We start from the raw sequence: 22,551 nt of genomic DNA on the forward strand, positions 1-22,551 counted from the left end.
CGGGCGGCGCTCCGGCCAACATCTGGGCATTAGGCTCTGTACGAAAAGTGGCTGCGCTCGGTGATGCTTCGTTAAAAACAGGCTCGGAATGCTCATTTACAACACGTAGACTCCGCTTCCTCGCCTGTTTTTGCCTCGCCTGACCTTCGCTCGCCGACTTTTCGTACAAAGCCTAGTCAGCGGCGGCAGCTTTTGGACGTCAGGCACCATGAAGTCAATGCTCATCGATTACAGACCTGTTTTGAGGGAGTGACCGACACCCGTTCGATGTACTGGTATTTCTTGCGGGGCAGAATGGGCAACAGAAAATGCTGGTGTACTCGTTCTGACCGACCACGATTTCTGTGGCGTGAAGATGTTGAGTTAATCGCGGTGAGATGGATCTTCAGGTAAGCGTGCCAAGAATGCCGTGGAATCAGTATCCACAGCATCACGACCCGAAGCAGTAGAAAACCCTTAGAGCGAAAACCTTGCCACCAGCTTGTTCATGTCTGCAGCAAGCACTGAGAGCTCGGAACTGGCCGCCGCTGTCTGATTGGCCCCCGTTGCGCTCTGGATGGAAAGATCGCGAATACTCATCAGGTTGCCGTCGACCGAACGTGCGACCTGCGCCTGCTGCTCCGATGCGGTCGCAATCATCAGGTTCATTTCGTTGATTTCATTGATTGCTTTCGCGATCAGCGTGAGCGCTGCTCCGGCCTCATGAGCGATGGTGAGTGTGCCATCGGCCTGGTCGCAACTTTCGCTCATGGCCTTGGTGGCCTGCGCAGTGCCCGTGAGGATGTCGCCAATCATTTTCTCGATTTCCTGGGTCGAGGTCTGGGTGCGATGTGCAAGCGCTCTGACTTCATCGGCCACCACCGCGAAACCACGTCCCTGTTCACCTGCCCGGGCCGCTTCGATTGCCGCGTTCAGGGCCAGGAGATTGGTTTGCTCCGCAATCGTACGAATGACTTCCAATACCTTGCTGATGTCTTTGGACTGCACGGCCAGACGCTCTACATCGGCACTGGTGTTCTGCACGGTCTTGCTCAGTTTCTCGATGGCGTCGACCGTGCTGGTCACCCGTGCCGCGCCGGTGCGGGTTGACTGATCAGAGGCTTTGGCTGCATCCGATGCCGCGGCAGCATTACGCGCCACCTCATCGACTGCAGCGGTCATCTGGTTGACGGCGGTGGCTGCCTGATCGATTTCGTTATTCTGGCGCAGCAAACCTCTGCTCGACTCTTCGGTGACCGCATTCATTTCCTCGGCGGCGGACGCCAGTTGAGTGGATGAATCGCCGATCAGCTTGATCGTATCGCGCAGGTTGTTTTGCATCACCTGGGTAGCGCGCATCAGGTCGGAGAATTCGTCTTTGCCCGTGACGGTAATCACGCTGCGCAGATCACCCTTGGCGATGGTGTCGTTGACCCGCAGCATGTCGCGCAATGGTGCAACGATACTTTTGGTAAACAGCACGGCCAGCACAATCGTCGCCAGCGTCGCGGCTGCAATAATGAAGATCACAAACGTTAAGCCGCTTTGATACGAATCCTCGGATTCTTTTCCTGAGTTGGCGGCCTCGTCAATGTTCATTTGAACAAGTCCGTTTACAGCGTCGTCGAGAAGACGGGTAACAGGGGTGACATTGGAGCTCAGGTAGGCCAGCGCTTCGTTGGCTGCGTTTTTACGGATAAGTGCAGTCACCTGATCGAATGCAACCAGTGCTTTATCGGTGTTTTCAGACACGGCCTTGAACAGTTGTCCTTCTTTATCGCTGGCGACAAACGGGGCGTAAAGGGCTACCTGCTTTTTCAACTCTTCGCTCAGCGAAGCGATCATGCCGGTCGTAGTGGCCATGTCCTGCGGATTGGTCTGGGACAGCATTCTGCGGACTTCCAGGCGCAGGCGCAGCATCGTGGCGTTGATTCTGTCTGCAACCACCACGCTGGCCAGGGCGTCGTTTTCAAGGTCTCTGGCCGTCTCGCGAATTTCCCCCATTTTCCATACTGAAATACCGCCCAAGGCGACCAATAGGAGCGCAATAAACATAAAGCTGAGTGCTGCGCGCGCAGATACTTTCAGGTTTCTCATTGCCACTGACCTCCTTGTAGAATTGATTTTTCACGGTTGTAGAACTATCGGCTACTAATAGTATAACTTTAGGGTGTGAGAATTAGTTGCTGTATTAGTTGTGCACATTTTTGTGTTTCTTTAGTTTTTAGTGCGCTTTTTTGGGGCGGAAACTTATGTAGGCGAAGGGTGGTGCAGCTTGCTTAGTTGCAGCTATTCATCAGTAGGCGATTGAAACAGAAGGACAAAGCCAAGCTTTTAGGGGGGCATACGCCCAGCCGCTCTCACCCCTCTCAATCGTAACCATTCAATACGGTCAGCGTTTCAGGGGCGTCAATCAGAACTCAATAGCCGTCGTTTTTGTCAGGATCGTCCCGCGTGACGACTCGATGCGTGGGCTATCCCACGCAAGGCTTCATAACGATTCTCTGACCACCAGCGGACAATCCACCGGCTGGGAGCCCGACACTTCAAGGCTTTCGATCAAGTGCCGGGCGGCGTTGCGACCGATCTCGTAATACGGCAGTTGCACCGTGGTCAGCGCAGGAATGAACAGCTCGGCGATGCCGATCATGTTGTCATAACCCAATACGGCGACATCGCCAGGGATTTTCAGACCCTGGCCCAGCAGCAGTTGGTAGGCACAAAAGGCAATGCGGTCATTGCCGCAGATCAGAATGTCGAACTGCGGACGGCCATCCACCATGTGCCGGGCCAGGATGGCGGCGGTTTCCCAATAAGCGTCATGCTCGGACAGGTTGTATTGCAGGAGTTCGTCGCGAGCCAGGCCGAATGCCTCGCAGGCACGCAACATACCCGCCTGGCGGATTTCCCAGGCCAGGCTCTGTTTTGGCAGGTTGATGAACAGCGGGCGTCGATAGCCCTTGCTGAACGCGTGGTGCAAGGCGCGGTACTGACCTGTTTCGTCGTCCGGCACATAACTGACCAGGCTGCTGTCATCGGCTACGCAGTTGGCGAGCACCAGCGGTTTGCTCTTCAAACGCTGGGGGATACTTACTTTGCGTAAGCCCATGGCGCTGAAGATCAACCCGTCGGGGCGGTGCGAGAGCATCAGGTCGATGTTCTGGTCGGTGGGCGGATTGCTCAGCAGGTTGAGGATAAAGACGTTCCAGCCTGCCTGCTGCGCGGTCTGTTCGATGGACAGCAGCAGCTCGACCGCAAACGGCGTCGTTGCGGTGTCCAGGGCAAATACGCCGATGGTTCGGGTCTGCAGGTTGTCGCCGCGAATCCGGCGAGCCGACAGGCTGGGGACGAATTGAAGCTCATCGATCGCGTTGCGCACTCGCTGATAAGTCTCGGGGCTCAGCTTTCCCGGATCATTGAGCGCCCGAGACACCGTCATCAGGGACACACCGGCCAGTTTTGCAACGTCTTTAACTGAGGTCATGCGAGGCGGGGCCTGTCGGGTTGACTGATGATTATCATGCTACAGAGACCTGATTTTTTTCGCGACTTCAATGATTTACCGACAGGTATCCCGAGGAGAGTTGCCAAGCGTCGGCAATGCAGACTCGGCCTCCGGTTCCGTTGGCAATAAGCTTCACCCCCAGGCTGTCGGTCTGTGGATAAAGGCGGCTGCTGAAGCTGAAACTGCCGTTTTGCTCGAACACCTCAATGGACGAGCGATCAAGGAAGATCCGCAGTTCAAGCTGATTCTGTTGTGGATCTATCGCTACGCTGCGTTGACCGCTGACGTGGGTACCCGATTGAGTACGGTCGAGTACCAAGCGTTTTAGCGACGCATCGTAGTAAAGCAGAGTCTGCTCCTGGCCATCCGGACTGCAGCGCAATGCCACGCCCAGGTGACCTTCGGTGCAGTCGAGCAGGTCCAGGTACACGTGGATTTCGAGCATGTCGCCGTGTATGTCGGCCAGCCACTGGCTACCGGCTTCGCTCCACCAGGGAGTGCCTGGCAGTGACTCGTTGCGCAGCGCTGTCAGCTCGCGTGCGGGTTGTACGCAGAGGCGATTTTCGCGCACTTCAAGTTCTCGCGGCAGGCCGAGCATGCCGCGCCAGTGATGTGCCTCGGTTGGGGTCGGGCTTTCCCACATGTCGATCCAGGCCCACAGCAGACGCCTGCCATCGGCAGCCACCAGTGTCTGCGCCGCATAGAAATCGTGGCCGCTGTCCAGCTCGATAAAAGGCCCGCCGGTGAACTGCCATTGATTGTCGACCTGGCCCACTCGATAGCCGGTGTGGAACCGGTTCAGTCGCTCGTAGCGCTTTGCCGGCATGCCCTGGGGGGAGTAAAGCAGTACGTCGCGTCCATTGAGGCCAAACAGGTCCGGGCATTCCCACATATAGCCGTCGCCTTCGTCGCCTGTGGACACATAGCTGACGAATTCCCACGCGTGCAGGTCCTTGGATCGATAGATCGGCAGCAGCGGTTTTTCACCCAGGCGTGCGCCGGCAATCAGGTACCAGTGACCATCCTGTCGCCAGACCTTCGGGTCACGGAAATGAATCATCCCGTCTTGCGGCGGGGTGTCGATGACGGCGCCGTGTTTGCTGAAGCTGATGCCGTCGGTACTGGTGGCCAGGCACTGCACCTGACGGATAAAGCGCTCGTCGCCCACTTCACCCAGCCATGTGTGCCCGGTGTAGATCAGCGCCAGGGTGTCGCCACACACCACTGCACTGCCGGAAAAACAGCCGTCCCGATCGAAGTCATCACCGGGTGCCAAGGCAATGGGCAGGTGTTGCCAATGGACCAGATCGGCACTCTTTGCATGGCCCCAGTACATCGGGCCCCATTTCGCGTCGAACGGGTGGTGTTGATAGAACACATGGTATTCGCCACGAAAGAACACCACCCCGTTGGGGTCGTTCATCCAGCCTGCCGGCGGGGCCAGGTGATAACCGGGCCGATAATCGTGGACGAGCTGCGACAGACCCTCTTCCAGCGCATGGTGCGCGCGCTCGAGGGCGGGAGACATCGGGTTGCTCATGGCATTTGCAGAAAAACTCATAGGGTGCCTGCTTGTACGAGGTGCGGTGTGGTGCCTGGTGTCAGGTGTTGACTGGCGTCTGCGTGGCGCTTCAGGGCCAGGCCATCGGCGTCGAACAGGTGCAGGTTGCTGTCGTCGAATTGCAGCGCGACCTGGTCGCCCACCTGCCAGCCGGCCTTGGCATCGCAGCGACAAATCAAGGGCTCGCTCGCCCCGGTAGCCAGGTGCACATAGACCTCGCTGCCCAGGTATTCGACACCGGATACCGTGACGCCAACGCCATTGTTCGCAGCATTGAGGGTGATGTGCTCCGGGCGCACACCCAGGGTCAGTTGCGCATCCTCGGTCAGATTCGAGCTGTCGAAGGGCAGGGATTTCATGCCCAGTGCCGGGATATCGATCAGGCTGCTGCGACCCGGTGCCTGCAAGCTCACGGGCAGAAAATTCATTCTCGGCGAGCCCAGAAAACCGGCGACGAAGAGGCTGGCAGGGCGCTCGTAGAGTTCGCGTGGCGAGCCGACCTGTTCGACCTGGCCGCTGTTGAGCACGACAATCTTGTCCGCCAGGGTCATCGCCTCGACCTGATCGTGGGTGACGTAGATCATCGTCGAGCCCAGCCGCTTGTGGAGCCGGGCGATTTCGTTGCGCATCTGAACCCGCAACGAGGCGTCCAGGTTGGAGAGCGGTTCATCGAACAACAGGATGTCCGGTTCCCGCGCCATGGCTCTGCCCATGGCCACACGCTGACGCTGCCCGCCGGACAGTTCCCGGGGTTTGCGTTGCAGCAGTTTGTCCAGTTGCAGGATCTGCGCGGTTTTCAGCACGCGTTCGCGCAGGCTGCTTTTTTCCGTCCTGGCCAGCTTGAGGCCAAAACTGATGTTGTCGTAGACGCTCATGTGCGGGTACAGGGCGTAGGACTGAAAGACCATACCGACACCACGCTCGCGCGGTTCCAGGTCATTGACCCGCCGTCCGTCGATCAGCAGGTCGCCAGCACAGATCGAATCCAGTCCGGCGATCAAGCGCAGCAGCGTCGACTTTCCGCAGCCCGACGGGCCAACGAACACCACGAACTCACCGGCAGCGATCTCCAGGCTGACGTCGCGCAGAATACGCGTGCCGCCCAATTGCTTGTTGATGTTGGCTAGCTTCAATTTCATCACGATGCTGTTCCTTGTCAGTTGTGTGCATCAACCTTTCAACGCGCCGGCAGTGAGGCCGGAAACGATGCGGCGCTGGAAGATCAGCACCAGAATCACCAGTGGCACGGTCACCAGTACCGACGCCGCCATCAACAGACCCCAGGGCAATTCGTGGGAGCTGCCACCCGAGATCAGGGCGATGGCGACCGGGACCGTTCGTTGCGCGTCTGTCAGGGTGAAGGTCAGGGCAAACAGGAACTCGTTCCACGCGGCAATGAACGCCAGCAGGCCGGTCGTGACCAGTGCGGGCCACAGCAACGGCAGCAGCACGCGGGTCAGCGTGACCCAAGGCGATGCGCCATCCATGATTGCCGCTTCTTCCAGTTCATGCGGCAGTTGCCCCATGAACGTGGTCAGCACCCAGACGGTGAAGGGCAGGGTGAAAATCGTGTAGCTCAGGATCAGCGCCCACGAGGTGTTGTACAGACCCAGTGCGCGGATCACTTCAAACAGGCCTGACAGCACCGCGACCTGAGGAAACATCGAGACCCCGAGCACCATCATCAGCACCGTGCCGCGCCCTCGGAACTTGACCCTGCCCAAGGCATAGGACGCCGTCAGGCCGAGGAACAGCGCCAGCACCACCACACTCAGCGCAACCACCAGTGAGTTGGCGATGGCCTGCAGGAATGACGCCTGACTGAGGACCGCTGCGTAATTGGAGAAGTCGGCTTCAGTGATCCAGTAGCTCACTTCAAACAAGGCGCTGGACGGTTTCAGCGAGGTCAGGACGGCGTAATAGAAAGGGAAGATCGCGTACAGCAGCACGATCCCGACCAGGCCCCAGAAGGCCAGACGCAGTAGCGCTTTCTTCAGTTGGCGCAGGTTCATGAGCGCACCTCCAGCTGGCGGCGTCCGAGGTACAGGTAAAGCATGGCAATCACGGCCACGACCAGAAACAGCAGGGTGGAGGCGGCGCTGCCGTAGCCGACGTCCTGGAATTCCACCAGATGCTGGCGGGCATAGACCGACATGCTCATGGTGCTGGAGGAGTTGGAGGTCAGGACGTAGATGACGTCGAAGACCCGCAACGAGTCGAGGATGCGAAAGATCGCGGCGACCAACAAGGCGGGCATCAGCAACGGCAAGGTGACACGCCAGAACACCCGCACCGGATGAATGCCGTCGACCCGTGCGGCTTCGTAACAATCGCTTGGCAGCATCTGCAGTGCCGCGAGCATCAGCAGGGTGACAAAGGGCACGGTCTTCCAGACGTCGACGATGATCACTGCCCACATCGACAGGTCCGCATCTGCCGTCCAGGCCAGCGGCGCGTCGATCAGGCCCAGGCCCAGCATCATGTGGTTGATGATGCCGAACTGGTCGTTGAGCATCCATGACCAGATCTTCGCCGAGACGATGGTCGGAATCGCCCAAGGGATCAGAATCAACGCACGCACCAGCGCGCGGCCGGTGAACTTGACGTTCAACAGCAACGCCACTGCCAGTCCCAGAACCATTTCCAGCCCGACCGACACCACGGTGAAATGCAGGGTGTTGCGCACTGCGTTCCACCATTGCGGATCGACCAGAACGCCAGACCAGATGACGCCGTCGTAGAGCAGATAATTGCTCAGGCCCACGAATGAGCCACTGCCGGTATCCGACAGATCGGCGTCGGTCAGGCTGAACCAGAATGTGCGCAGCAACGGCCAGGCCGCCACCAGGATCAGGCACACCAGCATCGGCGTCAGAAACAGCCAGGCGGCGCGTAGCCTGCGACGTTGTACAGGCGTTTCCCGGGTGACGAGCTCGTCGTCTCCGGGGTAGTCGGTAGAAGAGACAGGCATGTTGATTTCCTTACGTGTGGCTTACCAGTTCCGGCGTTTGATGCGGGTCAGTTCGCGTTCCAGTTCGACCAGTGCCTGATCGACCGGTATATCGCCCGCCAGCACGCTATGCACCCGATCGAAGAATGCGTTGGAGACGCGTGGGTAGCCGTTGGCCGTGATGGCGGCGGGGCGCATGACCCCATTGCTGAGGATGCTGTGCAACTGGGGGTAGTAAGGCATCGCCGCGAGCAACTCGGGGTCGGCATACAGGGACTCGATGACCGGGTTGTAGGCACCTGCCAGAGCACGCTGTTTTTGCTGTTGGGCGCTGGTCAGGTAGGCAACCAGTTCTGCCGCCAGCTTGGGGTTGCGGCTGTAGCGCGAAACCGCCAGGCCCCAGCCTCCGAGCGTTGAAGCGTGGGTGCCGTTCGCGCCGCCACTGGGCAGGGGCGCTACGCCGACCTTGTCTTTTATCGCGCTGTCCTTGCTTTGCACCAAGGCCCAGACATAAGGCCAGTTGCGCATGAACAGCGCATTGCCCGACTGGAATACGCCACGGCCTTCTTCCTCGGTGTAATTGAGGACGCCGGGCGGGGAGATGTCGCCGACCCAGCTTTTGGCCAGGGTCAGCGCGACTCGTGAGGCCTGGCTGTTGACCACGATGTCTCCGCGCGGGTTGACCAGTCCGCCGTCCGGCTGGCTGCTGATCCATTCCAGGGCGTTGCACGTCAGGCCTTCATAGGCGCGCCCTTGGAACACGTAGCCCCACATAGTGGCGTTCCCCGCATCGCGCTCGGCTTTTTGCACTTTTTTGGCGGTAGCGGTCATGTCCTCCCAGGTCTGGGGGACCGGCTGTTGATACTTGTCGAGCAGATCCTTGCGGTAGTACAGCAGCCCCGAATCGGTAAACCAGGGCATCGACACCAGCCGGCCGTCGACGGTGGCGTTGTCCACCTGGGCCTGGAAATAGCCTTGTGTCGCAGTCGCCGGAAGCAGTTCGCGCAGGTCCGTCAGGTGTTTGGCGAGCATCCCCGGCCACACCATGTCGATTTGAATGATGTCGATGTCGGTGGACTGGGCACTGAGGATCTGCTGGTAGAACGACAGGCGCTCGGTCGCAGAGTTGGGTGTGGATACCACCTGAACGTTGTTGCCGGTCTGTTTTGACCAGCTATCGACTGCCTCCTTGCACAGTTGCAATTCAGCGCCGACGGCCCCGCACGAGATCGTCAGATCGGCTGCGTTCGACAGCGCAGGAAACCCGGCAGACAGGGTGAGCAGCGCGGCGGGAAGAAGAGATTTCAGCTGTTTCATAGAGCCCTCTTTATTTTTGTTTTTATAAAAGTTAACGTTAACATCGTCAATGTAGCAGCGTATTTTCGATGTGGCACCCTTTTTTCGTCGGTCTGCACAATTTTTCGCTGAAGAGAAAAGGCTCGGCCAACGTCACGAAAACAATAAAAACAAAACAGGAAGTCCACATGCAGAACGCATCAAGATGGCTACTCGCAGGGGTACTCGGCGCCTCGACAAGCGTCGCTCAGGCCGCGACGCTGGAAGAGCGGATGGCCGCATTCGAAGCACGTGCCAGCGCTGCGGAAAAACGTGCAGCCGCAGCCGAACAGCAAACCCAGGCGCTCGCCCGTGAGCTTCAGCAACTCAAACTCGCCACCCCCGCTGCGCAGCCTGCCGCGCCCACTTCCGCGCCGACGGTGGCGACCAGTCCACAGCCCGCTCTGGATGATCGCGTGGCAAAACTCGAAGCCCGCCAGCAAAGCATGGAGAAGCCAAGCGGTGTCGGACACCTCACCGACGGGTTCAGCTTCAAGGGCTATGCTCGCTCCGGGCTGTTGATCAACGACGGTTTGGGCGGCGGTCGCGGCGGACCTTATACAACCCCCGCAGGTTCGGTCGGTGGGGCGGTCGGGCGCCTGGGTAACGAAGACGACACCTACATGCGCTTCGATCTGTCGAAAGAGATCTACGCGCAGAACGGCACGCGTTCCAAGTTCACCGTATCCATCGCCGATGGCGTTGAGAGCTATAACGACTGGACGGCCACCGAAAGCAGCCTGAACGTGCGTCAGGTATTTACCGAACTCGACCACATCGCCGCCTTCAAGGGTAATTCAGTGTTCGAGAACGCCACGCTGTGGGCCGGCAAGCGCTTCGACAGGGATAATTTCGATATCCACTGGCTGGACTCGGACGTGGTCTTTCTGGCCGGGACCGGTGGCGGTATTTACGATGTACAGATGACCAAGGACTGGCGCTCGAACTATTCCCTGATCGGACGCAACTACGGAGATTTCAGTGAGGGCGGCGTCGATGCCGATGTGGAAAGCTACATCCTGACTTCCAACCAATTCTTCGACAATGGTCAGTGGCAGTGGATGTTCAACGCCATTGGTGCAAAGAAAAACGACGTCGGTACGCGCACCAATCAAGCCGGTTTTGCGCCCGCAGACTCAGGCCTGCACACCATGTTGGCCAATCACCAGAAGGACTTTTTCGGCCGCGAAGGCTTCTTCAAGACCGCGTTGCTTTATGGGCAGGGCCTGGGTGCACAGGTCAAGGACATTGGCTCGGATGGCGAACTGCTCGACGACGCCCGCGCGTTGCGTCTGGCCATGTATGGCGAGACGCCTATCGCGCCGGGATGGCGCATCGGCCCGAGCCTGCTGGCCGAGCAGAGCAAAGACCGCTATGTCAAAGGCGACGATTACCGCTGGCTCACGCTGAACATGCGCCTGGCCAACGAGATCAACAGCAACTTCGAGATGGCCTACGAGCTGAGTTGGCAAACCATGGACCTCGACCCCAAAGGCTACCTGCAACGCAATGCGGTTGACGGTAGCTTCTGGAAGTTTACGGTTGCGCCGACCTTCAAGCCGGACATGGGTGACCTGCTCACACGTCCCGAACTGCGAGTGTTCGCAAGCCTCATGAACTGGTCTTCGGACCTGGACCGCTACAGCACGACCGGCAACTTCGGCAAAAGTGATTTCAACTCCGGAGGTGTATGGCAATTCGGCATTCAGATGGAGACTTGGTTCTAGGCACGGTATTCAAAGCCCGGCGCAATGTGCCGGGCTTTGAATCTGTCTACTGCTACCCAACGGGCAACAAGACAGTCCTACTGACCCGCTACGCTCTTCATCACCTGCACCCTGAGCACCTTGTTGGCAGCGGTAATGTACGCCCAGCTTGCCTGCTCACTGGAGCAGAACGTCAGGTTGCTGGTATCGGCCGCCGAGACCAGCAATTTGCCGAGTGGCTTACCTGCTGCGGAAAACACCTGAATACCTTCCTTGCTGCTGCTCCACAGGTTGCCAAGCGCGTCGACTTTGATCCCGTCAGGGATGCCGGGCTGGATGTCAGCGAACACCTTGCCGTTGATCAAGCGACCGTCGCGCACCTGATAGACCATGATGCGATGTGCCAGCTTCTTGTTGGTGAAGTCGTGGGCCATTTGTGAGTCGGCCACATAAAACAGCTGTTGATCCGGCGAGAAGGCCAGGCCGTTGGGCGAGTGGACTTCGGGAGTGTCGAGACGGGTGATCTGCCCGGTGTCGGGTACGTAGCGATAGATGAACTCGCCGCCTTGCTCAGGCTTGCCGCCATAGCCCTCGCTTTTGCTCAGCACCCCGAAGGTGGGATCGGAAAACCAGAGAGCGCCGCTTTTATCCGCCACGACATCGTTCGGGCTGTTCAGCCGTTTGCCCTGGTAGGTGTCGACCAACGTATGCCACTCACCATTGGGCTCCTGTCGCACGATGCCGCGCTTGCCATGCGAGGCCGCCACCACACGGCCCTGGCCGTCGAGCGTATGCCCATTTTGAAAGTCGGCCTTTTCCAGCCAGGTGGCCACGCCATCCTTTGCCTGCCAGCTGCTGACCTTGTTGGCCTTGATGTCACTCCAGATCAAACGACCATCGGCCAGGCACAGCGGGCCTTCTGCCCACTTCGCCTGATCGGTCAGCAGCTCGACGCGAGCCTGGGGGGCAACCAGTTGGTTGAAGGCCGGATCGATAACCACTTGCCGAACAGGGGCGACGGCGTCGGTTGCGCCTGCTGAACCTGCGGCCAGGAGCGCACCGCCCAATAACCATGAGGAGGGGCGCAGAAAGTGTTTTTTACGGGTCGGTTTCATAGGTTCAGGTCCGTGGGCGATCAGTAGGCACAGCTGCCATTGGTACGTTTGTCAGCCGCACCCGGTTTAAGTTTGATGATCAGTTGAACATTGGGTTGATCACCCACGGTGCGCGTCAGGTGGCCTACACGCTCGTCATCCGGACGCGGCCGGGACCGGGTGTCGGCATTGAACTGCATCTCTCCCGGTCCTTGCACCAGCACACTGCCATCGGTGGTCTCCACCGACCATTGCCCCTGCAGGGTGACGACCCATTGTGGCCCCGGCGCGTGGTGCCAGTTGCCGACGTATCCCACCGGCAGCACCGCGTAGGCGATGCTTTCAATATCGTCAGGGGAGACGCCAACCCATTGCGGCGCGGCTGGCGGGGCATAGCTTTTGAACTCCAGGCCTTCCAGGCGGCAGTGGCCCACATGCGTGGCACCTTTTTCGTCAGTCCACAGCGTGGCATATGAAACAGGCGGTTGCTGTTGACCATTACTCTGAGTCATTTGCGTAGACTCTTTCGGCACCGATTGCACGTCGGCATTGGCACTCGCCATGCCCGCGCAGGCGGCGCAGGCCAGAGCCAGGGTGTATAGAGATTTCATCGGGTCACTCCGTTTACAGGGAAATTCCATGTGCCTGTCGCAAGGCAGCGTACTGCTCAGGCCGGTCGGGTGTGAGGCAGCCAGCGCTGCTGCAAATCCCGCCGTATGACTTCGATCACCCACATCCACAGCAAGTGCCCGAACGTTTCAGATAACAACTCCGAGGCAGGCAACTCCCACAGCGGCGGTGCCCAATGGAACGCCGGCAGGATGACGCCGTGAAACCCCAGGGTCATCAACAGGCCGAAACCCAGACCCTGCCACAGGGCGGCGCGCGGATACCTGAGTACAAGCAGGCAATAGAACATGGCGAAGAAGATGGAAAAGCCATGATGGACCAGAGCACTGCCGTAATTCACCACGTGCTCTGAATACACATAAGTCAGCTGCTGAGCGTTGATGCCCAGCGAGTCAAGCATCTCCACGGGCGGAACCGGGCGGTCCGGCGTGCGAGGCGGGAAGGGTATTTCCGTGCCCCATTTGATGAAACTGGAAACATTGCCCCCAACAAAGCCGGCCAGTGCGGCGACACCGTACGCTCGCGTGTTCAAATCAGCGCCCCTTCTTCGATAGACCAGGCTGTGAGCGATCTCGCCCCTAGCCGTTGAACCATGAAGTATGTGCAACGCTCATTTATTTGTAACATACTAATTTGATAGCTCATTGATACTAAAAAAATATCAGATGATTGATTTGAAATTGATGCGTCAGTACGTGGTGGTCGCTGAAACCTTGAATTTTCGCAAGGCCGCGCAGCGCTTGAACATGTCACAGCCGCCCCTGAGCGTTGCGATTCGTCGTCTGGAAGAATGCCTGGGCGTGCAGTTGTTGCTGCGCAGTACGCGCTCCACGCAATTGACCACTGCGGGCGTCGTGTTTCTGGCCGAGGCTCGGCAGACGCTGCTGCAGGCCGAACGGGCCTGTGAAATGGCACGTCGCTCAGCGGCCGGCACGATCGGCACGATTCGCCTGGGCTTTGTCGACAGCGTGGTCGATGGTTTGCTGCCGGCGCTGCTGCGTCGCTATCAGGCAGCCAACCCGAACGTCGATATTCAACTGCAGGAGGCCACCCCACCCGAGCAGCTTGAAGGCCTGCGCAATGACCGGCTGGACGTCGGCATTCTGGTGTTGCCGGTCATCGACCCCGGCAATATTCAGATCGAGCCGCTGTTCGAGGACCGCATGGTTGCGGTGCTGCCGCAGGATCATCCCTTGGCCGAGCAGACATCCATCGGTCTTGCGGCGTTGGCAGACCAACCCTGGATTCTGTTTGCCCCGCATCATGGCCCGGGCATGCACTCGCACATTCTGCTGGCCTGCGGGAGTGCAGGCTTTACCCCTCGAGTCGTGCAACAGCCTCGCCAGATGCAGACCACGGCTGCGCTGGTGGCTGGCGGAATGGGCGTGGCGCTCATGCCGCAGCGCTATGCCCGACGACAGCCGGGGCGGTTGGCCTGTCGTGAGCTGACGGGCCCGGGTACACCTGTCGCCTATGTGCTGGCGCTGGCGTATCGCGAGCTGTCTCCGTGTGCGCAGTCCTTGCGAGAAGTGATCATGGAGCTGGTTCAGTCGCCGGCGTTCAAGCTGGCGTCCGCCGAGTCATGACACCGTCGCCTGGGCTCAGGCCCAAACCCGCTATTCGCATGCCGGTTCAAATGCACTGAACGCCTTGCTACGCCCTGACTCCAAATCTTGCCCCGGCGCTCAAACCCATGCATCACGTCGATGGGTGTTCGAATCCTCTGCCAATCAAGGAATTCCCATGACTGATCCACGTAACGTTGCCCACGACAAAAAAGTCCAGCAAGAGAAAAAGAACCACGGCGAAGAAATCGCGCCGAATGCCGAGCACGCGCCTCAGCCAGGTATGAAGCCGGCACTCAAGCATGATGATGACGAGCAGGAAGAGCAGGCGTAAGCCAGTGATCTGATCGTGACCTTTGGCGGTGCTGGCGGATGTCAGCATCCGCTGGGCGCCGCCTTCGAGGTCAGCACTTCAGGCAGGCAACAGGGGCTCATAGCATGCTCAAACACATCATTTTTGACGTAAACGAGACGCTGCTGGATCTGGCCGCGCTCGACGCTTTCTTCGCGGGACTGTTCGGCGACAGCCGCTTGCGCACCGAATGGTTTCTGACGCTGCAAGAGTGCTGGATGACCAACACCATAACCGGCCAGTACCAGGCGTTTGGTGATCTGGCGCAGGGCGCTTTGAGAATGGTTGCCGCACGGCATCAGGTGGAAGTGGGCGACGATCAGTGCCAGGCCCTGGCCGCTGGCATCAAGTCTCTTCCTGCGCACAAGGACGTTCATCAGGCACTGCAGTTATTGAACGATAACGGATTTGTGCTCATTGCCCTGAGCAATGGCGCGCTGGAAGCGCTGCGGCAACAGCTCGAATTTGCAGGGTTGACCGACTGCTTCGAGCACATCATGGCAGGCAGCGAAATCAGTCAATTCAAGCCAGCCGCGGCAACCTACCAAATGGTCGCACAGCGCCTGGGCATCGCCACCGATCAGATGATCATGGTCGCTGCGCACGCCTGGGATATCGCCGGGGCTGACAAGGCCGGGTGTCGCACCGCGTTTGTCGAGCGTCCGGGAAAGGTGCTCAACCCGATCGGCACCCAGCCTGACTTGATCGGTAAAGATGTTCAGGATGTCGCCATTAAACTCTGCGCAGGTAAGCTTTAGCGCTGATTCCTCACTTGAACGGTATGACCGATATCTCGCCGTTCCTTTCAATGATCGCGTACCTGATGTCCTTCATCTCCACGATCCCCTGCGTGGTTCGTGCTGCCTCCATCACATCGGATTCACTGATGCGCGCCTCTCTCATTCGTTTGGTCAGTGGCTTGCCGTCTTCCACGATGATCGTAGGGCCGCCATCCAGAAATTTGGCCAGCCGCTTCGATCGACGTTTGGCCAGGGAAAAACCGACGTCTATGGCGATAAGGGTGGAGATGATCAGTATCGCGTTAGTCACCGAAAAATCATCGCCCAGCAGCGCTTGCTGAGTGGCCTCGCCAATGATCAGCAACAGGACGAAATCGAAGGTGGTGAGGTCGGTAAGGGAGCGGCGTCCGGCAACACGAAACAAGACCATCAAGACAAAATAAATCGCTGCTGCTCTGAGCACTGCATCCATAAATCGCTTTCTCTCTACGGGTAGATAAACCTGGGCATCGGCAGCGTTTCGCCACCCAGCATATGCATTTGCCCTCGGTACAGTCCCACCCCGTTACTGCGAACAGTCAGGTACAAGGTGGCCAGACCGTCCTTGTCGGCCTGCATCGGAATGATCAGATCACGGCCTTCGCTGTGAAGGGGCGCAGGCTGGGGATTAAGTTTCTCGATCGACACGCCTTCGAGCAGCCCACTGCCGACGACCAGATAACGCATTTCGGAGGGGGCGCCTTTGGACGTGACAATCATATCGTCCTGACTGCCGTTGCGGCTGAAACGCTCGTAGCTCACCTGCAGTTTGCCGTCTGCCGTTCGAGGCTCGACCTGGCTCAATGGCCCTTTGGAGAACAAGCCGGCGAGTGTCAGCACTATCAGCACAATCAGGCCAGCCCAACCGATGCGCTCAAAGCGCCAGACTCGACGCTGCTGCGCCATATCTTCCTCGACGGGATATGACCGGCTGCGGAACTCATGGTCGTCCGCCTCATCACCGCGTAGTGCCATTAACGTGCTGTCCATTAGGGAAATTTTGTAGGCACCTTATTACGCGTTCACCCCGTCCGCTGTCCAGAACGGTTTACATCCTTGCCATGGCTATGCACGTTCCAGGTGAGTGGCCGCCTTGCGCAGCCGGTTTGAATGTGAGCGGAGCGAATGCCGACGAGGAGGGCTATGAAGGGTTGTAAGAGTCTGCGTCAGTCGTTCAGCGGCGCGTGCATGGCTGTCCAGTCTTCGATCAATCCGGCATACAGCTCGACGCATTGGTGGAGTTTGTCGACTTCACAATACTCATCGACCTTGTGCGCCATGCTGGGCTCTCCCGGGCCGAGAATAAGGGTGGGCGGATAGCCTATTGCGGGGAGCAGCACCGCGGCATCGGTAAAGTAGGGCACCGCCTTTTCCTCCAGAGGGGCGTCATGCAAGGCCTGACAGCGTGCAAAAACCTGTTGCACCCACGGCTCGTCGGGGCTGGCACAAATACCAGGCAGATCAATCAGGGTGCTCAGCTCCGCGCGGCTGCCCAGATGGGCCGCCAGTCGTCCGCGAATCTCGTCGTGGTCCAGATTCGGTGCAGTGCGCAGGTCCAGGGTGAACGCTGCGTAGTCCGGCACCGAGTTAATGTTCAGGCCGCCGCTGATAGTGCCGACGTTCAGCGTCGGCTTGCGCATGAGCGGATGCGCAGGGCCTACTTCAAAGGTCCGCGCGCGGCCAATGTGTTCGGCGGCCAGATAGATAGCGTTCACGCCTTCTTCCGGCATGGCACCGTGGGCCGTCAGGCCATGGCTGGCGCAGCGCAGCCATAACGCGCCTTTGTGTCCGAGTATCGGGTAGTTGGCCGTCGGCTCTCCGATCAGCAGTGCTCCCAGTTCGCCCAGCAAATGGGGCGCGTCACTGCACAAGGCCTTGGCGCCGTCACAGCCGGTTTCCTCTCCGCCGGTGAGTATCAGACGAACGCCGGGCCCGCGCCGAATGGAATCACGGCTGCGCTGGCAGGCCACGATGAAGGCGGCAATGCCCGCTTTCATGTCGCTGGACCCTCGCCCGTACAGCCGGCCGTCGACGATCTCACCGGCAAACGGCGAGTGACTCCAGGTGGCATTGCCGAGCGGTACGGTATCCAGGTGGCCGGTGAACCCCAGCGGTTTGCCGTGTCCGTCGCCCTCAAGCCAGGCGACCAGATTGAAACGGCGCTCACCGAAACGCTGCAGCTCGCAGACAAACCCGTGGCGGGTCAGCTGTTCGGCAAGAAAAGCCGCACACGCTTCTTCATCGCCCGGCGGGTTGAGGGTCTGGAACGCCAGCAGGGCTCGGGTCAGGGCTATCGGGTCATCAAGCATCGGAGCCTCCGGTCAGGTGCGGCGAGTCAGCCAGTCGAGGCTGTTGATCCAGAAGCGGCGATAGCCTTCCCAGTCGAGAAACGCTTCTGGCAGCCAGTGTTCGGAAAGGTCGCTGGTCCACGCCAGAGTGCGTCCGGCACCGACCTCACGCGCGGCGAGCAGCGGGTGCTGAGAGCCTTCGACGGTGGCCAGCAATTGAGCTTCGGGATGCAATTCAACTTCGTTGTAGCCAAGCAGGTACGGCCATTCGCCGCCCAGGCCTTGCAGTATCGGGTGACCACTGTTGATCTGCGGCAGAAAGCCTTCCGGCACTTCGACACGATCGTCGTAAGGCAGGCAGCGCACGGGCAAGACTTCCTCGACAGGCGTTCCACGGTAGCGTGCGCCGCCGTTGATGCCTTGAAAGCTGAAGTAGCCGCCGACCATCATCAATGCGCCGCCCTGCAAAACGTATTCGCGAAGGGCTTTGAGCCGGTTGGGCGTACGCTTGCCACGCAGCCAGGTGTCCGGGTGCAGCAGCAGGGTATTGGCACCGATGTCGGAGAGGATCACCGCCTGATACTGACTGAGTGCTTCAACCGTGGCCGGAAAGTCGGTCTGGGCCTGATCGGCGCACATCTGCGTGATCTGATAATCGCTGTCTGCCATCGCCGCGAGCAAGCGCCGAGCGCCATTGTGCGCAGTGACGCTGTCGAACTGATCGAAGCCTTTGATGTGGGTTGACGTGCTGACCCATGATTCGCCAGCCAGCAATACGGACTGTTTCATGACGTTGCATTCCTCTGCGATGAAAAAGTAGCCTGGAAGCCGCGCTGGAAGACCCGGCGCGGGTTGTCGATCAAAAGGTTTTCGAGTTGTTCACCGGTAACGCCATGACGGCGCAGGCGCGGGACAAAGTGTTTCAGCAGGTAGCCATAACCATGACCGCCGTAACGGGTCAGCATGGTTTTCAGAAAGACGTCCTGAGACAACAGCACTTGCGAGCCGAAACCGTGCTCGATCAGGGCGACGATGGCCCGCGCGTTTTCTTCATCGCTGGGCGACTGTGCGTGCTCGTCGGCGAAGTAGTAACCCATGCCGATCATGTCGTATTCCAGAAACGCGCCGCGTGCCGCCAGCGCATGCTGATACGCAGGGTCGCTGTGGCTCGGGTTCATGTGGCACAGCACCGTATGGCGCAGGTCGGCGCCTTCTGCCTCAACGATGTCCAGTACCCGGTGGCCGAGGCGTTCCCAGCCGGGCAGATGCACCGAGAGCGGCACGCCGGTCGCGGCACTTGCACGGGCTGCGGCGCGCAGTGATTTCTCTTCGTCAGCCGTGAACGCGGCGGAAACGCCTATCTCGCCGATCAGGCCGGCAATCACCTCGGGCTTCTCTTCACCACCGCCCACGTCATGAATGATCTGCTCCGCCAGTTGTTCCACCGAGCGTTCGTGCACGTAATGCGGGTGCGAGGGTTCCAGATAGAAACCGGCACCCATGATGATATTCAGGCCGGTCATACGGGAAATCCGCTGCAAGGCCTGCGGGTCGCGGCCGATGCCCAGATTGGTCGGATCGACCACCGTTTCTCCGCCCAGCGCCCGGTACTTCAGCAGTTCTTCACAGGCCAGGTCGACATCGAACAGCTGACAGTTGTCCCTGCTGACCAGCGGGTTCATGTGCAGCTCGCCGAGCAGTTCGATGCTCACTGGGCGCTCGGCCAAGTGTCGCTCGCCGCAGCAACTGGGTGCGACCCATTTGCCCGAAGCGTCGAGCAGAATGTGTTCGTGCATCAGGGTGACGCCAAGACGCTCGACCGGCACTGGCCCCAGCACCGTCATGGCATGGCCGCTGTCGACCCCGATGGGCAGGGGTGATGGATGACGAAACAGGCTCATGCTCCAGCCCTCCCGAGTGGGCGGCCGGTACGTAGAATGCGCGTGTTCAGCCAGATCGCCAGCAGTACGATCAGGCCCGTGGCGATTTGCGTGTAGAACGGTGAGACGTGTGCCAGAATCAGCCCGTTCTTGATTGCAGCCATGGTGAGCACCCCTAACAGTGTGCCGACAATCGTGCCGAAGCCACCGAACAGGCTGGTGCTGCCGAGGACCACGGCGGCAATCACTTCCAGTTCGAAACCTTCGCCCTGATTCGAGGAGCCACTGCCCAGCCTGGCCGTGACGATCATGCCGGCCAGGGCGGCCGCCATGCCACTGAGCATGTAGACCCGCAGCAGCACACCGCGATGATTCACCCCGGCGCGGCGCACGCTTTCAGCGTTGGCACCGATACCCGTGAGGTAGCGGCCAAAGCGCATTTTGCCGAGCACCAGCACCCCGCCCAGTGTGACCAGCAAGGCCAGCCAGGCGGTCAGCGGCACGCCGAGAAACCAGCCGCGACCCAAGGCCAGAAACGCTGCTTCCTCGCGTGGAACGGGGATCGAATAGCCTTGCGTCAGCAGCATCGCCAGGCCACGAATAATGGTCAGGGTGGCCAGGGTGACGATAAAGGCCGGGATGCCCGCGTAGGCGATGAAGTAGCCGTTCAGCGCCCCGATCATCGCGCCGACGGCAAGCCCGCCGAGCAGAACCAGCGGCCAGGGCAGGTGCCAGGCATTGAGCGCCATGGCCGCCAGCGCACCGACCAGCGCCAGGGTGGAGCCAACGGACAGGTCAATGCCGCCGGTGGTGACCACCAGCGTCATCGCCACCGCGACAATCAATAACGGCGCGTTTTGCCGGATAACGTTGAGCAGGTTGGCGCCGCTTAAAAAGTTATCGGTCACCAGCGCGAATAGCACAAAGCACAGGGCGAAAAACAGGCCGATGCTGACCACGCCGGGAAAATCGTGCAGCACGCGCTTGAACAGCGACTGAGGCAGAATGCGTTGGCGCGTGAGATCGAGCGTTTTCATGGCGTCATATCCTTTCAGGCGCTAGCGGAGCGGGCAGTGAATTTATGCCCGACGATGAGTTCGACGACCTCGTTGAGGTCGGTGTCGGCGATCCTTCGCTCGGCCAGATTGGCGCCGTCATACATCACCATGAGGCGGTCGCAGACCAGAAACAGGTCCTGCAACCTGTGGGTGATCAGAATCACGCTGACGCCCTGGCGGCTGATGGTACGAATCAACTCCAGCACCGCTTCGACTTCGGCTACCGCGAGGGCCGCGGTGGGCTCGTCCATGATCAGAACCTTAGGGCCGAAGGCGGCCGCACGGGCAATCGCAACGGCCTGGCGCTGGCCACCGGAAAGGTGTCGTACCTGCGCGCGGGTATCGGGAATGGTGATGCCCAATGCTTCAAGAATCTGCCGTGCTTCGTGGTGCATGCGCGTCTCATCGAGCAACGGCACGCCGAGCACGCGACGCATCGGTTCGCGGCCCATGAAGAGGTTTCCGGCCACATCGACGGTGTCACACAGCGACAGGTCCTGATACACCATCTGGATATTGCAGCGCTGCGCATCTGCCGGGCCGCTGAAACTGACTTCCTCGCCATCGATGGCGATTCGTCCGCTGGTCGGTAACTCCGCACCTGACAGAATCTTGGTCAGCGTGGATTTGCCTGCGCCATTGTCGCCCACCAGCCCCAGCACTTCACCGGGCTGCAACAGCAGATCGACACCGCGTAACGAGGCTATCGAGCCGTAGTGTTTGGTGATGGCACTCATCTGTACCCGAGGCACTTCGCCAGGCGTCTGCATGCTGAGCCCCTTATTTGAATTCGGCGCGATACGCTGCCAGGTTGGCTTTGGTCACCAGCGTGACGGGAATACTCTGTTCGCGCGCCACGGTCTTTCCGGACAACAGCGCCAGTGCCGACTCCACCGCCGTCTTGCCCATGGCCTGGGTATTCTGTTGCACCACCACCGCGACAGAGCCGTCATCCAGACCCTGCACTGCCTGAGAGGACAGGTCCCACCCGAAAATCCTGACCCGCTCGCCCGCACCTTGCGACATGCTCGCGGCAACCGAGCCAATCAGGGCGGGTTCGCCAGTGGCATAAATGATCTGCAGATCAGGGTTGGCGGTCAGCAGGTTTTCCGCCGCAGCCTGGGCGGTGTCCTGCACATTGTTACCGTCGACGGTATTGACGATCTTCGCCTGGCTGGCGGTCTTCGCCAGACCCTCGCGGAAACCGTCCAGACGCAGATTCTGCACATAAGAGCCGAGGGCTCCGACCACGCCGATGCTGGCCTTGCCCGCCAGTTCGCGGTTGATGTATTCGCCGGTGTACTGGCCGATCTGTCGGGCTGCCTCGCGGTTATCCACGCCGACCTGCACGGCATTGTCGCCATTGATCACAGCGTCGATTGCCACCACCGGGATTCCCGCCTGCGCGGCTGCGGTGACTGCCGGCTTGATACCGTTGACGTCGATGGCGCAGACCAGAATCGCGTCGACCTTGTCCTGGATATAGGCCTCGATGGCGTCGTTCTGGGCTGACGGATTGTCATTGGCGTTGAACACCACCAGCTCTGCGCCGGCAGCTTTCGCCGCAGCCTGTGCGCCTTGGGTAATCTGGGTGAAATACAGCGCCTGTTGGTTGACCTGTACCAGAGCCAGACGTTTGCCGGTCTGGGCCTGAATGATGGGTGACAACGCCAAGGCCAAAACAACGCCGAGGGTCAGGGTGAAACGCTTGCTCAAACGCAGCATTGCCATCCTCCTAGCCTGATTGCCGGTGTGGCAGATCAGATCGGTAAACCGGTTTACCAGTCGTCTCAAAAAAAAGACAAATGAGCTTTGTCTTCAGGTTTAAGAACTGGAGAAAGCAGATTGTGTGCCATTTTTTTCGTGACG

The 22,551-nt window shown here is 59.6% G+C and carries 22 protein-coding genes; 4 read left to right on the forward strand and 18 right to left on the reverse strand.

Translation table 11 applies throughout. From position 1 onward, the window contains the following. Positions 1 to 456: 456 nt before the first annotated feature. From GE543_RS21610 to GE543_RS21640, 7 genes are all read right to left on the reverse strand, one after another. On the reverse strand, positions 457 to 2,076 hold the full coding sequence (locus tag GE543_RS21610; RefSeq protein ID WP_046235449.1) for a methyl-accepting chemotaxis protein: 1,620 nt from the start codon (positions 2,074 to 2,076) through the stop codon (positions 457 to 459). Positions 2,077 to 2,470: 394 nt separating this feature from the next. Next, positions 2,471 to 3,463, reverse strand: coding sequence for a LacI family DNA-binding transcriptional regulator (locus GE543_RS21615; protein ID WP_003414768.1), 993 nt, complete (start codon positions 3,461 to 3,463; stop codon positions 2,471 to 2,473). Positions 3,464 to 3,530: 67 nt separating this feature from the next. Beyond that, a complete protein-coding gene (locus tag GE543_RS21620; protein ID WP_178118652.1) occupies positions 3,531 to 5,045 on the reverse strand; it encodes a glycoside hydrolase family 32 protein in 1,515 nt (504 codons plus the stop codon). Beyond that, a complete protein-coding gene (locus GE543_RS21625) occupies positions 5,042 to 6,187 on the reverse strand; it encodes an ABC transporter ATP-binding protein (protein WP_371927223.1) in 1,146 nt (381 codons plus the stop codon). Before GE543_RS21625 ends, GE543_RS21620 begins: the two co-directional genes overlap by 4 nt. A 27-nt stretch (positions 6,188 to 6,214) precedes the next feature. Beyond that, positions 6,215 to 7,057: a carbohydrate ABC transporter permease gene (locus GE543_RS21630; protein WP_046269812.1), complete on the reverse strand. Its 843-nt coding sequence runs from the start codon at positions 7,055 to 7,057 to the stop codon at positions 6,215 to 6,217. After that, the gene (locus GE543_RS21635) at positions 7,054 to 8,016 is read right to left on the reverse strand and encodes a carbohydrate ABC transporter permease (protein WP_153222335.1); all 963 of its coding nucleotides are present in this window, start codon (positions 8,014 to 8,016) and stop codon (positions 7,054 to 7,056) included. The genes GE543_RS21630 and GE543_RS21635 overlap by 4 nt, the downstream gene beginning before the upstream one ends. Positions 8,017 to 8,037: 21 nt before the next feature. Next, positions 8,038 to 9,312: an ABC transporter substrate-binding protein gene (locus GE543_RS21640; RefSeq protein ID WP_004409861.1), complete on the reverse strand. Its 1,275-nt coding sequence runs from the start codon at positions 9,310 to 9,312 to the stop codon at positions 8,038 to 8,040. Positions 9,313 to 9,479: 167 nt separating this feature from the next. Here GE543_RS21640 and GE543_RS21645 point away from each other — a divergent pair, with 167 nt between their 5' ends. Beyond that, positions 9,480 to 11,057 (forward strand): carbohydrate porin, encoded by a 1,578-nt coding sequence (locus GE543_RS21645; RefSeq protein ID WP_153222336.1) that lies wholly within the window; start codon positions 9,480 to 9,482, stop codon positions 11,055 to 11,057. A 77-nt stretch (positions 11,058 to 11,134) separates the two neighbouring features. On the opposite strand, the gene GE543_RS21650 is transcribed toward GE543_RS21645, so the two are convergent. Genes GE543_RS21650 through GE543_RS21660 form a run of 3 tightly spaced genes read right to left on the reverse strand, consistent with a single transcriptional unit; the run spans position 11,135 to position 13,292 of the window. Further along, the gene (locus tag GE543_RS21650) at positions 11,135 to 12,151 is read right to left on the reverse strand and encodes an SMP-30/gluconolactonase/LRE family protein (RefSeq protein WP_153222337.1); all 1,017 of its coding nucleotides are present in this window, start codon (positions 12,149 to 12,151) and stop codon (positions 11,135 to 11,137) included. A gap of 20 nt (positions 12,152 to 12,171) precedes the next feature. After that, a complete protein-coding gene (locus GE543_RS21655) occupies positions 12,172 to 12,741 on the reverse strand; it encodes a hypothetical protein (protein ID WP_153222338.1) in 570 nt (189 codons plus the stop codon). 56 nt (positions 12,742 to 12,797) lie between these two features. Continuing rightward, positions 12,798 to 13,292: a DUF1440 domain-containing protein gene (locus tag GE543_RS21660; protein WP_032697878.1), complete on the reverse strand. Its 495-nt coding sequence runs from the start codon at positions 13,290 to 13,292 to the stop codon at positions 12,798 to 12,800. A gap of 133 nt (positions 13,293 to 13,425) precedes the next feature. On the opposite strand from GE543_RS21660, the gene GE543_RS21665 reads away from it, so the two are divergent. From GE543_RS21665 to GE543_RS21675, 3 genes are all read left to right on the forward strand, one after another. Beyond that, positions 13,426 to 14,346 carry a LysR family transcriptional regulator gene (locus GE543_RS21665; RefSeq protein ID WP_153222339.1) on the forward strand — a complete coding sequence of 307 codons (921 nt, stop codon included), beginning with the start codon at positions 13,426 to 13,428 and terminating at the stop codon, positions 14,344 to 14,346. A 157-nt stretch (positions 14,347 to 14,503) separates the two neighbouring features. Further along, positions 14,504 to 14,659 carry a hypothetical protein gene (locus tag GE543_RS21670; protein ID WP_003317799.1) on the forward strand — a complete coding sequence of 52 codons (156 nt, stop codon included), beginning with the start codon at positions 14,504 to 14,506 and terminating at the stop codon, positions 14,657 to 14,659. A gap of 104 nt (positions 14,660 to 14,763) precedes the next feature. Next, positions 14,764 to 15,435, forward strand: a complete 672-nt coding sequence (locus tag GE543_RS21675; protein WP_153222340.1) for a haloacid dehalogenase type II — start codon at positions 14,764 to 14,766, stop codon at positions 15,433 to 15,435. Between the two features lie 10 nt (positions 15,436 to 15,445). Here the strand turns inward: GE543_RS21675 and GE543_RS21680 are convergent, their stop codons facing one another. The 8 genes from GE543_RS21680 to GE543_RS21715 all read right to left on the reverse strand — a co-directional run bounded on the left by GE543_RS21680 (position 15,446) and on the right by GE543_RS21715 (position 22,407). Beyond that, on the reverse strand, positions 15,446 to 15,889 hold the full coding sequence (locus GE543_RS21680) for a DUF421 domain-containing protein (RefSeq protein WP_017278666.1): 444 nt from the start codon (positions 15,887 to 15,889) through the stop codon (positions 15,446 to 15,448). Positions 15,890 to 15,903: 14 nt separating this feature from the next. Beyond that, positions 15,904 to 16,431 (reverse strand): hypothetical protein, encoded by a 528-nt coding sequence (locus GE543_RS21685; protein ID WP_256664792.1) that lies wholly within the window; start codon positions 16,429 to 16,431, stop codon positions 15,904 to 15,906. Positions 16,432 to 16,622: 191 nt separating this feature from the next. After that, on the reverse strand, positions 16,623 to 17,765 hold the full coding sequence (locus tag GE543_RS21690) for a M20 family metallopeptidase (RefSeq protein ID WP_153222341.1): 1,143 nt from the start codon (positions 17,763 to 17,765) through the stop codon (positions 16,623 to 16,625). A 12-nt stretch (positions 17,766 to 17,777) separates the two neighbouring features. Then, the gene (locus tag GE543_RS21695) at positions 17,778 to 18,533 is read right to left on the reverse strand and encodes a glutamine amidotransferase (RefSeq protein ID WP_004415059.1); all 756 of its coding nucleotides are present in this window, start codon (positions 18,531 to 18,533) and stop codon (positions 17,778 to 17,780) included. Beyond that, entirely contained in the window at positions 18,530 to 19,645 is a 1,116-nt protein-coding gene (locus GE543_RS21700; RefSeq protein WP_153222342.1) for a phosphotriesterase, read from the reverse strand. Before GE543_RS21700 ends, GE543_RS21695 begins: the two co-directional genes overlap by 4 nt. Further along, positions 19,642 to 20,661, reverse strand: coding sequence for an ABC transporter permease (locus GE543_RS21705; protein WP_153222343.1), 1,020 nt, complete (start codon positions 20,659 to 20,661; stop codon positions 19,642 to 19,644). Before GE543_RS21705 ends, GE543_RS21700 begins: the two co-directional genes overlap by 4 nt. A gap of 14 nt (positions 20,662 to 20,675) precedes the next feature. Further along, complete coding sequence (locus GE543_RS21710) at positions 20,676 to 21,452, reverse strand: ATP-binding cassette domain-containing protein (RefSeq protein ID WP_153222344.1); 777 nt, start codon at positions 21,450 to 21,452, stop codon at positions 20,676 to 20,678. A gap of 10 nt (positions 21,453 to 21,462) precedes the next feature. Continuing rightward, the gene (locus GE543_RS21715; protein ID WP_116817766.1) at positions 21,463 to 22,407 is read right to left on the reverse strand and encodes a substrate-binding domain-containing protein; all 945 of its coding nucleotides are present in this window, start codon (positions 22,405 to 22,407) and stop codon (positions 21,463 to 21,465) included. Positions 22,408 to 22,551 lie beyond the last annotated feature (144 nt).

The organism is Pseudomonas sp. SZ57 (assembly GCF_009495975.1).
GTDB classification, from domain to species: domain Bacteria; phylum Pseudomonadota; class Gammaproteobacteria; order Pseudomonadales; family Pseudomonadaceae; genus Aquipseudomonas; species Aquipseudomonas syringae.